General features: G+C 62.6%; 13 protein-coding genes. All 13 read right to left on the reverse strand.

The window, feature by feature from the left end; translation table 11 throughout:
* Positions 1-106 precede the first annotated feature (106 nt).
* The 13 genes from HBA54_RS00800 to HBA54_RS00860 all read right to left on the reverse strand — a co-directional run bounded on the left by HBA54_RS00800 (position 107) and on the right by HBA54_RS00860 (position 14,304).
* Complete coding sequence (locus tag HBA54_RS00800) at positions 107-3,220, reverse strand: intermembrane phospholipid transport YdbH family protein (RefSeq protein ID WP_167220407.1); 3,114 nt, start codon at positions 3,218-3,220, stop codon at positions 107-109.
* 100 nt (positions 3,221-3,320) lie between these two features.
* Positions 3,321-4,118: an FAD binding domain-containing protein gene (locus tag HBA54_RS00805; protein WP_167220408.1), complete on the reverse strand. Its 798-nt coding sequence runs from the start codon at positions 4,116-4,118 to the stop codon at positions 3,321-3,323.
* 15 nt (positions 4,119-4,133) lie between these two features.
* Complete coding sequence (locus tag HBA54_RS00810) at positions 4,134-6,500, reverse strand: xanthine dehydrogenase family protein molybdopterin-binding subunit (protein ID WP_167220409.1); 2,367 nt, start codon at positions 6,498-6,500, stop codon at positions 4,134-4,136.
* A gap of 4 nt (positions 6,501-6,504) precedes the next feature.
* Positions 6,505-6,975 (reverse strand): (2Fe-2S)-binding protein, encoded by a 471-nt coding sequence (locus HBA54_RS00815; protein WP_167220410.1) that lies wholly within the window; start codon positions 6,973-6,975, stop codon positions 6,505-6,507.
* 183 nt (positions 6,976-7,158) lie between these two features.
* Positions 7,159-7,797 (reverse strand): SRPBCC family protein, encoded by a 639-nt coding sequence (locus HBA54_RS00820; RefSeq protein WP_167220411.1) that lies wholly within the window; start codon positions 7,795-7,797, stop codon positions 7,159-7,161.
* 139 nt (positions 7,798-7,936) lie between these two features.
* Positions 7,937-8,827: an ABC transporter ATP-binding protein gene (locus HBA54_RS00825; protein ID WP_167220412.1), complete on the reverse strand. Its 891-nt coding sequence runs from the start codon at positions 8,825-8,827 to the stop codon at positions 7,937-7,939.
* Positions 8,827-9,573 carry an ABC transporter ATP-binding protein gene (locus tag HBA54_RS00830; RefSeq protein WP_167220413.1) on the reverse strand — a complete coding sequence of 249 codons (747 nt, stop codon included), beginning with the start codon at positions 9,571-9,573 and terminating at the stop codon, positions 8,827-8,829. The genes HBA54_RS00825 and HBA54_RS00830 overlap by 1 nt, the downstream gene beginning before the upstream one ends.
* Positions 9,570-10,703 carry a branched-chain amino acid ABC transporter permease gene (locus HBA54_RS00835; RefSeq protein ID WP_167220414.1) on the reverse strand — a complete coding sequence of 378 codons (1,134 nt, stop codon included), beginning with the start codon at positions 10,701-10,703 and terminating at the stop codon, positions 9,570-9,572. Before HBA54_RS00835 ends, HBA54_RS00830 begins: the two co-directional genes overlap by 4 nt.
* Positions 10,704-10,706: 3 nt before the next feature.
* The gene (locus tag HBA54_RS00840; RefSeq protein WP_167220415.1) at positions 10,707-11,609 is read right to left on the reverse strand and encodes a branched-chain amino acid ABC transporter permease; all 903 of its coding nucleotides are present in this window, start codon (positions 11,607-11,609) and stop codon (positions 10,707-10,709) included.
* Between the two features lie 86 nt (positions 11,610-11,695).
* Entirely contained in the window at positions 11,696-12,955 is a 1,260-nt protein-coding gene (locus HBA54_RS00845; RefSeq protein WP_167220416.1) for an amino acid ABC transporter substrate-binding protein, read from the reverse strand.
* A 164-nt stretch (positions 12,956-13,119) separates the two neighbouring features.
* Positions 13,120-13,533 carry a Na+/H+ antiporter subunit G gene (locus tag HBA54_RS00850; protein WP_167220417.1) on the reverse strand — a complete coding sequence of 138 codons (414 nt, stop codon included), beginning with the start codon at positions 13,531-13,533 and terminating at the stop codon, positions 13,120-13,122.
* A gap of 13 nt (positions 13,534-13,546) precedes the next feature.
* Entirely contained in the window at positions 13,547-13,816 is a 270-nt protein-coding gene (locus HBA54_RS00855) for a K+/H+ antiporter subunit F (protein WP_167220418.1), read from the reverse strand.
* The gene (locus HBA54_RS00860) at positions 13,813-14,304 is read right to left on the reverse strand and encodes a Na+/H+ antiporter subunit E (RefSeq protein ID WP_167220419.1); all 492 of its coding nucleotides are present in this window, start codon (positions 14,302-14,304) and stop codon (positions 13,813-13,815) included. The genes HBA54_RS00855 and HBA54_RS00860 overlap by 4 nt, the downstream gene beginning before the upstream one ends.
* Between the last annotated feature and the right edge of the window lies 1 nt (position 14,305).

The raw sequence follows: 14,305 nt of genomic DNA on the forward strand, positions 1-14,305 counted from the left end.
GAAAGAAAGCCGGGAATATCATATCAGCCTGATGGGCCCCTATCCAACGACCCTGTGGTACTACGCGGCTTTCGCCCGCTGCATCCCCGCCCAGCGGCCACCCCGCTCACTCGCGTAAGCGCCAGGCCCGACGCAGAGCCTCGTCGGACAACGAATAACCCTGGCGCAGAGCTTCCAGGACGCTGGTCAGATTACTCTCCAGATTGATATTGAATTGAAAGGGCTGACCGTCCAGCACTGCCGGATTGCTGCCGAGGATCGAGAGTAGGATCTGGGCTTCGTTGCGGGCGGATTTGTTGAGCTTGATTGAGAGGGTTTCATAACGAAAGTCCTCCAAGGCCTTGATCGCAAGTTCGACCGTCTTGCCGCCGCCGCCAAGCGCCGCGGCCAGGGTGGGTGAGCGCAGGGAAAGCCGGCCCGGGGCCTGGGCGGCCAGTGCGCCGTCGGCGACGACGACCGCATCGCCTTCGAAGACCACCGGAATGCGTCCCGCCAGAATGCCGCTGCCCGACAGCCCGTCGACCTCGACCAGGGCGAAGAAGATCGCCAGGTCCAGGTTGTCTGTTGCCAGGACCATGGCGTTCTCGCTCGCCGCCGGGTCCAGGCGTGTCGGCTCCAGGGTCCAGTCGGCGCCGGCCAGTCTGAAGCCACCCCCGGCGATTTCCAGATGAGGGCCTGGCTCCTGATCCAGGCTGAAACGAAGCTCGGCATTATCGATGGGGGCGCCGGCGTCGATCCGCCTGATGGTCAGGCGCTGATCCGCTGCGCTGCTGAGCGGGACGAGGCTCTGCAGTGCCAGATCGAGCGAGATCCCCTCGACCTTGATGCCCTGGCTGGTGAAAGACAGGTTCTGTATTCCGAGGGTACCGCGTTCCGCCGCCGTGTTGAGGGGCCAGGCAAGCTCGGCGGTACCGGAGACTTGGCCGGAGACCTCCATCAATCCGTCCAGCAGGCCGGAGACATCAGACGGCTGAAGCCCCTCCGGTGTGAAGAGCAGGGGGGCGACTGTCAGGCGTGCGGCGGCCCTGCCGTCGTCGTTGTAGCGCGTGCTGAGCTCGCCAAGCCTTGGGCCCTCCATAAGCGCCGCATTGGTGGTGATGTCGTAGCCACTGCCACGGCGGCGGAGCGTCCCGTCGACCGTCAGGGGCGCCAGCATGGGCTGATCGCCGCCCAGCACGACGGGCCCCGCCGCAAAGCGGCTCTCGACCGGCCTCAGGTCCCGGTCAAGGCGGGTCTTCGTGGTCAGGCCATCGGCTTTCAGCGCGTAGCTCGGGATCCTGATCCCGTCGATCTTGGCTTCCACCGTGGCGTCGTGGCCCTGGGCGGGGTCGAAGCGGCCGTCGACGGTTACCGCCGCCCGTTCAAGGGCAATGGCCAAGGGATCGCCGGCTGCGGGTTCCAGGCCCGCATCGACTGACAGGGCGCGGCTGCGCAGGCGGTACCGATAGCTTGGATCGTTCAGGCCCTGCTGCAGTTCGGCTTGATCGATGATGAGGTCGAGCGGCTTGTTCAGTCGCAGCGGCAGGTCGCCGCCCAGCTGACGCACGCCGGCTTTGCCGTCACCGGCCAAGGCCAGCATCAAGCCCTCAGTGCCGAAGCGGAGGTTGAGAGGCAGCTCAAGGGAGAGGTCGCGGACTTTCTGGTCACCCAGGGTGAGGCGCTCGGCTTTTGCCGTAGCGGTTCCCGTAGCGTCAAAACGGGTGATCGTTCCGCTCCCGCCCAGATCCGCGTCGCCGTCGAGTGCGACCGTGGCGGAGAGCCCCTGTTCGCTGGTCAGGCTTGCGACGGCGGCAAGCTCGGCTGCCGCTATGGGCCAGGCAGGCGTCATCGCCAGATGGAAGGGCTGCGGTCCCTTCGACGCCAGGGATACAGACAGGCCGGACTGCAACAGAGGCAGCAGGTCACCGGGAACGCCCAGGCTGAGGAGGCGCTCGGCCGCCGGCTGTTCGATGCGTGCTTCGCCGTCTTCGCGCAGACTTATTGCCAGCCGGTTGTCCTGCAGATTTGCGGCGAAGGGCAGGTGGGCGGAGAGGCCGCTGCTGCGGTCGGCCAATGCGACATCGGCGAGGATGACATCGCCGCTGAAGGAAGCGGTGGCGCTTTGCAACAAGGGCGGGATGTCCTGCCAGCCTGTCGGCCAGGGCAGTAGGCGGGGAAGCGCCGCGGCCGCCTCCGCCACCAAAGTCAGGCCGCCCTTGTTGACCGTTACTCCCGGCAGCGGCAGGTAACCGGCCAGCGCGCCCGCGGTGCGCAGTTCGGCTTCTACGGCCAGCACCATTTGGCGAAGTGATGCGGTTTCATTGATACCGCCTGCAAGGTCAAGCTGTAGGCTCTCGCCTTTGCCGGCAAGCGTCGCCTTGAGGGTGAAGTCCGAGAGCCCACCCTCGGCGGCTATGGTACCGGCGGTAAGATCGAGTGGCTGGTCGTCAGCGGGCCGGTAAATCAGGTCTGCGAGTTTGAAATCAGCAGAGATCTGAGGTTTGCCGTCTGGCGTCAGCGCCACGTCAAGGAACCCGGTGAGCTGCCCGATGGCAATCTCCTGCCAGTCGATCTGTCCGTCATCGATGCGCGCCTTCACCGAAAGGGCGCCGTCCGGGCCCAAATGCCCGCTGATGCCAGCGGAAAGTCGGCCAAGGTCGGTCATGGCCTGGGCTGAAAGCCGTCCTGTCAGGCTGCCATCGTCCTGCGGTCCAAATCCCCCTTCGATATCGACAACCATTGGCCCGGCTCCTGTCCGGGCGACGATCTCTGCCCCGTTCAGACGAACCGTGGGGACTGCGCCAAACTGATTGTCCTCGGAGGGTGCATCTGATGGCGCGGCGGCGTGCTGGTCGATCAAGGGCTGTAAACTGCCAAGCAGCGGGCCGTTCCCGGTCAGGTCCAGCTGCAGAGTGAGGCTGTCGATTTCGACACGCGTCGGCCTGCCGGACAACAGGTTGGGCGTGAAGACCAGCTGAATACTTTCTGCCGTAATCTCGTCCTCTGTGCCCAGGATGAGCGCGTCGAGCACGATGGTGTCGCTTGTCAGCCGGTTGACCTGCAGAGAGCCGACCTCGACATCTTGCCCCTCCAGGTAGGCCCGGGCCAGTCCGCCCGCGATTTCCTGGCGGAACAGCAGACCCGCGGCCAGGAGAACCAGCAGCGTAGCCCCCCCATAGGCAAGCCACCGCAATCCGCGGCGCTTGTCCTGGGCTTTCTGGGTAGGAGATGGGCTGGTCATGGGCGCAGGCTAACGCAGCGCGGACCGGCTATGGAAACGGAAAAAGGTAGGGCCGGCCCCTGCAGAGCCGGCCCCTTGGAAAACACAACTGCCCGAACGCTTAGCCTGCCGCAGCTGCGGCTGCCCGGCGCAGCATGACCGACACCAGATTTGCCCGGTACTCGGAAGAGGCATGCAGGTCGCTGTTCAGACCGTCCGCTGCGACGCTGACGCCGCTCACCGCATCGGCGGAGATGCCGCCGCTCAGGGCGGACTCGGCATCGCCGAGCCTAAATACGCTGGGGCCTGCACCGGTAACTGCCACGCGGGTCCCCGCCGGGCCCTTGGCGACCATCACGCCGACGATGGCATAGCGCGACGCCGGATTGGCAAACTTCGCATAGCCGGCCTTCTCGGGAATCGGAAAGGCCACCGCGGTGATGATCTCGCCCTCGTCCAGCGCGGTTTCGAACATCCCCGTAAAAAAGTCGTCCGCTGCGATCTGGCGCTTGTTGGTGTGCACGGTGGCGTCGAGCCCGACCAGGGCCGCGGGGTAGTCCGCTGCCGGATCGTTGTTGGCCACCGAGCCGCCGATGGTGCCGCAGTTACGCACCTGGGCATCGCCGATCCCCTCCGCCAGGGCGGCGAGGGCCGGGATTTTGGCCTTTACCGTGGCATCGTCGGCAACCGCCGCATGGGTGGTCATGGCCCCGACGATCAGGGAACCGCCATCCTCGCGGATGCCCTTCAAATCGGCAATGCCGCCGAGGTCGACAAGGTCCGAAGGGTTGGCAAGCCGCTGCTTCAGCGTCGGCAACAGGGTCATGCCGCCGGCCAGGATTTTGCCGTCGTCGGCGCTGGAAAGGGCGGCTGCGGCGGCATCGACCGAGCCTGGCCGGTGATGATTGAAGTTGTACATTTTCTCTGTCTCCCCTTATTCCGCGGCCATCTTCGGTTCATTGGCCAGGCGCCAGACCTTCTCAGGACTGGCAGGCATGTCCATGGACAGAATGCCGAGGGCATTGGTAATGGCGTTGATCGTGGCCGCCGGTGCCGCAATGGCGCCCGCCTCGCCGCAACCCTTTACGCCCAAGGGATTGTGGGTACAGGCCGTTTCGGTCAGTCCGACCCGGAAGGACGGCAGATCGTCGGCCCGCGGCATGCAGTAGTCCATGTAGGAACCGGTCAGAAGCTGCCCGCTGTCCTTGTCGTAAACGCAGTTTTCAAGCAGTGCCTGGCCGACGCCCTGGGCGATGCCGCCATGGACCTGGCCCTCGACAACCATCGGGTTGATCACCTTGCCGAAGTCGTCGACGGCAACCCAGTCGACGATTTCGGTGACGCCGGTCGCGGGGTCGATCTCGACCTCGCAGATGTGCAGGCCGGCCGGATAGGTGAAGTTCAGCGGATCGTAGAACGCCGTCTCGTCGAGGCCGGGTTCCACATCCTCGGGATAGTTGTGGGGTACATAGGCGGTAAAGGCGATCTCGGCGATCGACTTTTCCTTGTCTGTGCCGGCAACGCGGAAGGTTCCGGCGTCGAACTCCACATCTTCTACCGAGGCTTCCATCAGATGAGCTGCGATCTTGCGCGACTTTTCGATGATCTTGTCGCAGGCGCGCGAGATTGCCGAACCGCCGACTGCCAGAGAGCGGGAGCCGTAGGTGCCCATACCCATGGGGATCGAGCCGGTATCGCCGTGCACGATCTCGACGTTCTCAATCGGAATGCCCAGGGTTTCGGCCACCAATTGGGAGAAAGTCGTTTCGTGACCCTGGCCATGGCTGTGGGAGCCGGTGAAAACCGAGACCGAGCCGGTGGCGTTGAAACGCACCTGGGCCGATTCCCAAAGGCCGACGCCGGCGCCGAGAGAGCCGACCACCGCCGAGGGGGCGATGCCGCAGGCCTCGATGTAAGAGGAGAAGCCGATCCCCCTCAGCTTGCCCTTGGCTTCGGAGGCCGACCGGCGCGCGGCAAAGCCATCGTAATCGATCATCTCCAGGGCCTTGCTCATCGAGGCTTCGTAATCACCGATGTCATATTGCAGCGCGACCGGCGTCTGGTAGGGGAACTGGTCCGGCTGGATGAAGTTGCGGCGGCGGATTTCCGCAGGGTCGATCCCCATCTCCCGTGCCGCCACCTCGACCAGCCGCTCGACCACGTAGGTCGCTTCCGGCCGCCCGGCGCCGCGGTAGGCGTCAACCGGGGCGGTGTTGGTGAAGACCGCTTTCACGTTGGCGAAGATCACCGGGGTGGTGTACTGGCCGGCCAGCAGGGTCGCGTATAGATAGGTCGGCACGGAGGTCGAGAAACTGGACAGATAGGCGCCCATGTTCGCCGTGGTGTCGACCTTCATGCCCAGGAACTTGCCGTTCTCGTCCATTGCCAGTTCGGCATGAGTGACGTGATCGCGGCCATGGGCATCGGAGGTGAAGCTCTCGGAGCGATCGGCCGTCCACTTGACCGGCGCCCGGACTTTCTTCGAGGCCCACATGCAGACCGTTTCTTCGGCGTAGCAGAAGATCTTGGAGCCGAAGCCGCCGCCCACGTCCGGCGCGATAACCCGAAGCTTGTTCTCATTCATCCCAAAAACGAAAGCGCAGAGGATGAGTTTCAGCAAATGCGGGTTCTGGCTGGTGGAATAGAGCGTAAAGCTGTCGGTACCGCCATCGTACTCGCCTAGGGCAGCACGCGGTTCCATCGCATTGGGGATCAGGCGGTTGTTGATCAGATCGATCTTGGTGATGTGATGCGCCTTGGCGAAAGCCGCGTCGGCCTCGGCCTCGTCGCCCAGCACCCAGTCGTAGCAGAGGTTGTTCGGCGCTTCGTCGTGAAGCTGTTGTGCGCTGCCGTCCTGCGCCTTGCCGGTTTCCGCTACGGCGGGCAGTTCGCCGTAGTCGACTTCCACCAGCTCCCCGGCGTTGCGCGCCGCATCATAGGTTTTGGCGATGACCACGGCGACATGGTCGCCGACGTAGCGGGCCTTGTCGCGCGCCAGCGGGAAATGCGGCGGCGCTTTGTGCGGGTCGCCGTGACGGTCGTTGACCACCCAGCCGCAGGGCAGGGAGCCGACATTGTCGGCAGCCATATCGGCGCCGGTGAAAACCGCGACGACACCCTCTGCCGCCTCGGCGGCCGTTTTGTTGACGCCTTTGATAGTGGCATGGGCGTGGGGCGAACGCACGAAGTAGGCGTGCAGCTGGCCCGGCCGGTTGATATCGTCGGTATAGCGCCCCTGGCCGGTGAGAAAGCGGAAGTCTTCCTTGCGCTTTACGCTGGCGCCGATTCCTGTGTCTGGCATTGCCCTATCCCCTCATGTTTTCTGCGGCGCTTTGGATCGCCTTGACGATGTTGTGGTAGCCGGTGCAACGGCAGATGTTGCCTTCCAGCCATTCACGGATTTCGCCTTCGTCAGGATTGGGATTCTTGTTCAGCAGGTCGACGGCGGACATCACCATGCCCGGCGTGCAGAAACCGCATTGCAGGCCGTGATGCTCGCGAAAAGCCTCCTGCATCGGGTGGAGGTCGCCATTGCTGGCCGCCAGCCCCTCGATGGTGGTCACCTCGCTGCCGTCGGCCTGCAGCGCCAACAGGGTGCAGCTCTTCACCGACTGGCCGTCGACATGCACGACGCAGGCGCCACATTGGCTGGTATCGCATCCGATATGGGTGCCGGTCAGCGCAAGCTGTTCACGCAAAAACTGAACGAGCAGGGTACGGCCTTCAACATCGCCCGTAACCGCCCGCCCATTGACTGTCATCGAAACAGTGGGCATGGGGATCTCCCTTGTATTGACCTCCGAACGAAGCGTTCGGCTTTTTTATTGTTTCTGATTGCCCGGTTTCCCTGCGGTTCCGGGCATAAGTGTTTTTCCTGCCGCACTAAGTCTGTTGCCGAGAGGGTTTCAGGTCAAGGGGTGCGGCACCCTCTTTCCATGAAATTTCTGCGTTACCGATAGTTACAGCGCAAAGATGGCAACCAGGATTAGCACGGCGACCAGGATGCCGGTCACCCAGACACCCATGGAGGCCCCGGCGCCCACATCGGCATCGGCATCAGCATCCGGGGCGCTTGTACTCTCTGCCGGCACGGCATCTTTCTGTTGCGCCGCGGGATGAGCCGGCTCTTGCGGTGCCGCTGCCTCGGTTTCCGGCGCACCACCGCTCACCGTCTCGGCGAAGCGCGAAAAGAAATCGTCGGCCATCTTCTTGGCGGTCCCGTCGATCAGGCGGGAGCCGATCTGCGCCAGCTTGCCGCCGACCTGGGCATCGACATCGTAGTTCAACAGGGTCGCGCCGCCGTCTTCCTCCAGGTGGACCTTGGCGCCGCCCTTGGCGAAGCCGGCAGCGCCACCCTTGCCCTCGCCGGAAATCGTATAGCCGTTAGGCGGGTCGAGATCGCTGAGGGTCACATTCCCAGCGAAACGCGCGGAAACCGGGCCGACCTTGGCGCGGACCTTTGCAGTAAAGGACGTATCAGAGGTTTTTTCGATTTCCTCGACGCCGGGAATGCAGACGCGCAGGACCTCGACGTCGTTGAGCGCCGTCCAGACGGCCTCCTTTGTTGCTTCGATCCGGTATTGGCCGGTCATTTTCATAGTCTAACGGCTTTCATTCTAGGGACGCGGTTGTGACTGACCGGCAAGATTAGCGGAGCGCGGCGGGGGATACTATCCCCCAGATCGCCGGCCCCCAGATCGCCGGCCCCCAGATCGTACGCGCCCAGCCGCCCAAGGACTAGCCGCCCAGGAACAGGCGGCCGACCTGCGGATCTTCGAGCAGACGGTCCCCGGTGTCGGCCATGGCCAGTTCGCCGGATACCAGGACATAGCCGATGTCCGCAAACTCCAGCCCTTTCTTGGCATTCTGCTCCACCATGATGATGGTTTTGCCTTCGTTTCTCTGCAGGTCGTGCAGAATTTCGAAAACCATGTCGATAAAGCGCGGCTCCAGGCCGATGGAGGGTTCGTCGACCAGCAGGACTTCGGGGTCCATGACCAGGGCGCGCGATATTTCGAGCAGGCGGCGTTCTCCGCCGGACAGCACTTTCGCGGCATGACGCCGGCGCTCGGCCAGGCGCGGGTACTTGGCGAAGATCTCCTCGGCCTTCTGCTTGGCCTGGGCCGGCTTGTCCATCAGATAGCCGCCCATCCAGAGGTTTTCCTCCACCGTCATGCCCGGAAACACCGACTTGTCCTGCAGGATGTAAGCGACGCCGGCGGTGCGCAGCTTGTCTTTGGGGGAAAGCCTGGTGACATTCTTGCCGTCGACGGCAATCGAGCCGCCGAAAATGTTGGTGAAGCCGAAGATGGAGTGCAGCACCGTCGATTTGCCGGCACCATTGGGGCCGATGAGGCACAGCGACTGACCGCGGCCGACCTGCAGGTTGAAATCGTGCAGGATCTCCATCTTGCCGTAGCCGGCCCGCAGACTGTCGATGGCTAGGAAGGGCCGATCGCCGGCGAGGGCCGCGACGCGCCCCTCGGGGATGCCTGAAACGGCCAGGGCGGCGGCCTGGCGGTTCACATCTTCGACTGAAATGACGGTGTCTACACCGCCATGTCCATAGCCGCGGACTTTGCCGGTCCCGTCTTGGCCGGTTTCGTCCTGATCGCTGTCAGCGGTCATCAATGAGCCCCCAGATAAGCGTCGATGACGCGTTGATCGTTCTGGATTTCCTCGGGGTGCCCTTCGGCCAGCAGCTCCCCATGGGCAAGGCAGTAGATGTTTTCCGCCAGGTTCATGACCACGCGCATGTTGTGTTCAATGACGAAAAGGGTGATGCCGAACTCCTGATTGGCCCGTTTGAGGCGGTCGATCAGACCGTTGATCAGCGTCGGATTGATGCCTGCCGTAGGCTCATCGAGCAAAAGAACCTTGGGCTTGTTCATCAGGGCCATGGCGAACTCCAGCAGCTTTTGCTGACCGAAGGAGAGGTCGCCGGAGATCAGGTGGCGTTTTTGATAGAGCCCGACGAACTCCAGCAGATGCTCAGCCTCGTCCTGCAGTTCGGCCGGATATGCCCGGAACATGTCGGTCAGGGTCGCGTTGCGGTGCGGCACCGAGATCAGCATGTTCTGCACGCAATCCATTTCCGCGTAGATGCGCGTCTGCTGAAAGGTGCGCAACAGCCCGAGGCGCGCGATCTGCGGCACGAGGAGCTTGGAGATCTCCCGCCCTTCGAACTTGATGGAGCCGGAATCGATGGGATGATAGCCGACAATGGAGTTGAACAGCGTGGTCTTGCCGGAGCCGTTGGGGCCGATCAACCCGGTGATCTTTCCCTCCTCGACGGTGATCGAAACCGCGCTGTTGGCGCGCACGCCGCCAAACGACTTGGAGACCTTTTCGACGGCAATCAAAGGCTGGCTCATCGGCTTGCCTCCTCGCCCGCTTTGTCCGCCGACACACGTTGGTCGACGGTGATGCCGAAGCGTTCCGGCCACTTGCGCTGCATCCAGCCCATGATGCCCTCTTGAAAGAAGACCACATTGATGACGATCAGCAGGCCGAGGGCAACCCATTGCCAGCCCAGCAGGTAGGTCCAGGTCACCTCCTTGACGATATGAAACAGGGTGGCGCCGATGACCGGTCCCCAGAGGGTGCCCTTGCCGCCGAGCAGCGCCATGACGACCATGAAGATGCCGAAGGTCGCGGCCGGGAAGGCCACTTCCAGGGGCTCGATGAAGCCGGTCAGGTTGCCGAAGATCGCACCCGACATACCAAGCAGGAAAGCGGCAGAGGACCAGGCGACCAGCTTGTGGCGCAGGGTGTGGATTCCCATGGCCTCGGCCTTTCCCTCGTCGTCGCGGATCGCGTTGATGGCCAGCCCGAAACGGGTAGCGTAGAGCCAACGCACGAAGACGAAGGTCAAGACCGCAAGCAACAGGAACAGGATGTAGAACACCACCGACTTCTCGTGCGGCTGGCCCGGGTAGACCGGCATGGCGATGCCGCTGCCGCCGCCGATCCACTCCCAGGTGCCGGCCAGCTCACGTGCCGCGAGGGCAAGGCCGAGAGTGCCGATCGCGAAATAGGGGCCACGCAGGCCGAAGACGATGCGGCCCAGCACGATAGCCAAAACGACGCAGCCGATCGCCGCCGCGATGGTGCCGACGAAGAGACTGAAGAAATAATCGCCGTAATCGAGCACCAGCTGTTCGCCGCCGCGCGCGGAGGTGTAAGTGCCGACATCGGTGAACATGCCCACTTGAATTACCGCGGAGATATACATCCCGGCGCCGAAGAAAAAGATGTTGCCCAGGGAATTGTAGCCCATCTGTCCACCGCAGATGTCCCAGGTCAGGGCAAAGAGGATCATCAGCCACAGCAGCGCGATTTGCGTGGTGTAGGCAGGGAAGATGAAGGGCGCCGCCACACCGAAGATGATGATGGCCGCATAGATGTACCAGGGCGTGGTGTCAGCGTTGATCGCGATCTTGCGCCGTGGGACGCCGTCGCCGCCGGTCCTGGCCGGACCGTGAAGGGTATTATCTCCAGTCATGGCTTACTGCACCACTTGTCTGTAGCGCGCCAGCTGAACCTGGCGCCAGATCAGCACCAGCAGCAGAAGAATCAATGCCGTGGCCTGTTGGAATTCAAGGCCGAGGACAAAGCCGGAGTATTGCTCGGCAACGCCGAGCCCGAGCCCGGCGACGATGACGCCGGGGATGTTGCCCAATCCCGCCGCGGTCACGATCACGAAAGCGCGGATCGAGTGAGGAATGCCGTAGAAGGGCTGGATCACCCAGATCATCGAGACCAGCACCCCGGCGGCCCCGCAGATCGCCGCATTCAGCGCATAGGTGAAGGCATAGACCCGTTCGGTGTCGATCCCCATGATCTTGGCGGCCCGGGCATCCTGTGCCGTCGCCCGGATCGCCTGTCCCATGCGGCTGGTTTTCATGAACAGGATGACCGTCGCCGCCAGGCCGAGCGCCAGACAGAAGGACACGATCTTGATCTCGGCCACCGTGACGAGGCCGCCAAAGAGCGAATGGGTGGAAAACCCGGACTCGGCCGTTCTGACTTCCGGTCCATAGGCCAGATTGAGGCCCTGCTGCACCACAAGCGCGATGCCGAAGGTCGCCAGCAAAGAGGTGAAAAGGTCGCGGCTGATCACGTACTTGATGATCGTCTCATAGACCAGCCAGCCGAAGGCGAACATGATGGCGATCACGATCGGCAGGGAGGCGATCGGATGGACGCCTAGGGTGCCGAGATGCCAGGCGAAATAGCCGCCCATGATGACAAACTCGCCCTGCGCCAGGTTCTTGACGTTCATCACGCCCCAAACCAGGGCGAGGCCATAGGCGGCAAGCACAAAGACCGCACCGATGAACAGCCCGTCGAGCAGGAGCTGAATGTTGAGGACCGGCGCCAGCGTCAGCAGGCCGATGTTATCGAGCATAAGCGTCCTTCGCCCAATCTAACCCGTGGTAAGGGAAAACGATTTGCCCCCGCCCGTATCAGGGGCGGGGGCAGAAGGGCGAAACCTCAGTACATGACCTCGCGCGGCCAGACCAGTTCGTGCGACGCCCACTTGGAGGGCGCAACGACATTGAACTTACCGTTCTGGATCTGGCGCAGCACCATCGGTTTGGCGATGTTGTTGCCGGCCTCGGAGAACTTGATGGGACCATAGAACGTCATCATATCCGTGGCGGCAATGGCATCGCGCACTTTTTCGGTATCCAGGGAATTAGCCTGCTCGAAGGCTTCCTTCCAGACGATCACGGCCGCCGCCGCCTGGGCCGATTGATAGGGAACATTCTTGTAGCCATCGAAGCTCGACTTGAAGGTTTTGTCGAAGTCCGAGGCGGAACCGAAGTACTTGTCCTCATAGCTCAGCGTTTCAGCCCACTGGGTGGAACAGAGGAAACCGTCGGCAGCGGAGCCGAACTGCGCGACCACCTTGGCGCCTTCGCAGTGGGTCATGGCGACCATCGGGACGGAAACCTGCAGCTCCTTCATCTGGCGGGTTGCTGTGACGGCACCCTTGTTGTGGCCGGAGATCACCAGCAGGTCCGGCTTCACGGCCTTCACCTTGGTCAGCGTCGACGAAATGTCCGAAAGATCGGCCGGCATCTTGTCGTCGATGACGGTCTGCATGCCGTACTTCTTCATGTCTTCGACAACGCCCGCGCGCACGTCGAGCGAAAAGGCGTCGTTTTCGAAGACCAGGGCGACACGCACGTCCGAAGGTTTCTTGCCGCTCTTTTCGGCAACCTCGGCAGCCAGGTCGACGGCGCTGGCCAGGTATTGCTCCGATGTCGAGAGCACGGCGAAGAGGTACTTGTAGCCCTTGTTGAAGAGGGCGCGCGAAGCGCCTTCGGCCTCGATCATCGGGACTTTGTACTTTTCGGTGACCGGGGCGGCGGCGATGGTGGTGGACGAGCTGTAGGGCCCGAGGATGTAGCGCACCCCGTCCTGCTCGATCAGGCGCTCCAGCAGCTGTGCGGTCCGGGCAGGTGTCGATTCGTCGTCATAGTACTCGACCTTGAGCTTGTAGCTCTTGCCGCCGACCGAGACGCCGCCCATCTCGTTGATCTTCTTCACCGCAAGATCGTAGCCGTTCTGAGTGTCGACGCCGTTGGACGAGTACTTGCCGGTCAAAGAAATGGCCGAGCCGAGGACGATGGTGTCGCCTTCGACCTTGGCCTGAGCGCCGGCCGTGGCCAGCATGCAGGCCGCAGTGCCGGCCAGCACCAAGCGGGAAATATCCCGCGCCCTTCGGGGCAGGGTATTGGATTTCATGTGGGTTTCCTCCCTTGTTCCAAGCAATTCAGCTTCATTCTTTTTCTGCCGCTTAAGCGATGCAGTTAGGGGAAGATAATAGAGAGGTGGCGTTGTGACGCAAGTCCCGCATGGCCATGGCCGGCCGCTGACAGGCTAAGGCAAAACGGTCAGGGTTTTGGGGCTCAGCCCTTGTTGCGCCGCGGAATAGTGAGGGAATTGGGCTCGTCGTCGTCGGAATCCGGCGGTACGTCGAAGCTCGCCCAACCGCATTCCGTGCCGGTCGGCGGCAGGTCGGTCTCCGGGTTCGCCTGTCGGTGCAGGAACGACTTGGCGATGAAATTGGCGGTTATCGGGGCCGTCAATAAAAGGAAGATCGTGACCAGCAGCTCATGGACAGAGAGGGTGCCTTTGTCCCACAGGATGAAAACCATGGAGGCCATAAGAACCGATCCGACGCCCAGGGTGGTGGCCTTGGTGGGGCCGTGCAGGCGGGTCATGAGGTCGGGCAGCTTGGCCAGGCCGTAAGAACCAACCAAGCCGAAGACACCCCCGAAAACGATGAGGGCGGCGATAAGGAGTTCGGCTAGAAAGTCCATGGTCGCTCCTCCGCTATTCGATGATATCGCCGCGCAGGATAAACCTGCAGTAGGCTACGGTGGATATGAAGCCGACCATTGCGAAGAGCAGGGCGGCTTCGAAATAGACCGTTGTGCCCTTAGCGATGCCGTAAAGGATCAGGATCGCAATACCGTTGATCACCATGGTGTCGAGCGCCAGCACACGGTCCGCAACGGTCGGGCCTTTCGCAAGGCGGAAAAGGTTGAGCAGCAGGCCGACTGCAAAGCACGAAAACCCAAAGAACAGCGCGTAGGTGATCATTCGAAAATCTCCTTCAGCCGGGCTTCGTAGCGTGCCTTGATCCCATCGACCTGGCCTTGCGGGTCGTCGGTATCGAGGCAGTGTACCAGCAGGCTGCGCCCGTCGGCCGAGAGGTCGGAGGACACGGTTCCGGGCGTCATGGTAATGGTGCCCGCCAACATTGTTATGGCCTCAGGAGAATAGATTTCCAGCGGAATGGTGATGAAGTGAGAGCGCAGCTGTTTGTTGGTCTTGAACACCACAACATAGGCAATCTGTATGTTGGCGACAAAGATGTCCCAGAGTACCAACAGGACATAGGCGATGATTTTTAGGGGATGACGGATGCGCGGCCGCTCCGGCCAGAAAGCAGCCGTTAACAGTGGCACGGTGACTCCGAGGATCAGGCCCAACAGCAATCCGCCCAGCGACAGGCTGTTGAGCAGCATAAGCCATACCAGCACCAGGGTCGCGGTCAGGACCGGATGGGGCAGCAGTCTGGCGATCATC

Origin of the sequence: Pelagibius litoralis (assembly GCF_011683915.1) — a bacterium.
Lineage (GTDB): Bacteria > Pseudomonadota > Alphaproteobacteria > Kiloniellales > Kiloniellaceae > Pelagibius > Pelagibius litoralis.

What these genes read in the sequence shown, in the direction of transcription:
- HBA54_RS00800 (WP_167220407.1), bottom strand. Translation starts at nt 3,220, where the DNA reads ATGACCAGCCCATCTCCTACCCAGAAAGCCCAGGACAAGCGCCGCGGA.
- HBA54_RS00805 (WP_167220408.1), bottom strand. Translation starts at nt 4,118, where the DNA reads ATGTACAACTTCAATCATCACCGGCCAGGCTCGGTCGATGCCGCCGCA.
- HBA54_RS00810 (WP_167220409.1), bottom strand. Translation starts at nt 6,500, where the DNA reads ATGCCAGACACAGGAATCGGCGCCAGCGTAAAGCGCAAGGAAGACTTC.
- HBA54_RS00815 (WP_167220410.1), bottom strand. Translation starts at nt 6,975, where the DNA reads ATGCCCACTGTTTCGATGACAGTCAATGGGCGGGCGGTTACGGGCGAT.
- HBA54_RS00820 (WP_167220411.1), bottom strand. Translation starts at nt 7,797, where the DNA reads ATGAAAATGACCGGCCAATACCGGATCGAAGCAACAAAGGAGGCCGTC.
- HBA54_RS00825 (WP_167220412.1), bottom strand. Translation starts at nt 8,827, where the DNA reads ATGACCGCTGACAGCGATCAGGACGAAACCGGCCAAGACGGGACCGGC.
- HBA54_RS00830 (WP_167220413.1), bottom strand. Translation starts at nt 9,573, where the DNA reads ATGAGCCAGCCTTTGATTGCCGTCGAAAAGGTCTCCAAGTCGTTTGGC.
- HBA54_RS00835 (WP_167220414.1), bottom strand. Translation starts at nt 10,703, where the DNA reads ATGACTGGAGATAATACCCTTCACGGTCCGGCCAGGACCGGCGGCGAC.
- HBA54_RS00840 (WP_167220415.1), bottom strand. Translation starts at nt 11,609, where the DNA reads ATGCTCGATAACATCGGCCTGCTGACGCTGGCGCCGGTCCTCAACATT.
- HBA54_RS00845 (WP_167220416.1), bottom strand. Translation starts at nt 12,955, where the DNA reads ATGAAATCCAATACCCTGCCCCGAAGGGCGCGGGATATTTCCCGCTTG.
- HBA54_RS00850 (WP_167220417.1), bottom strand. Translation starts at nt 13,533, where the DNA reads ATGGACTTTCTAGCCGAACTCCTTATCGCCGCCCTCATCGTTTTCGGG.
- HBA54_RS00855 (WP_167220418.1), bottom strand. Translation starts at nt 13,816, where the DNA reads ATGATCACCTACGCGCTGTTCTTTGGGTTTTCGTGCTTTGCAGTCGGC.
- HBA54_RS00860 (WP_167220419.1), bottom strand. Translation starts at nt 14,304, where the DNA reads ATGATCGCCAGACTGCTGCCCCATCCGGTCCTGACCGCGACCCTGGTG.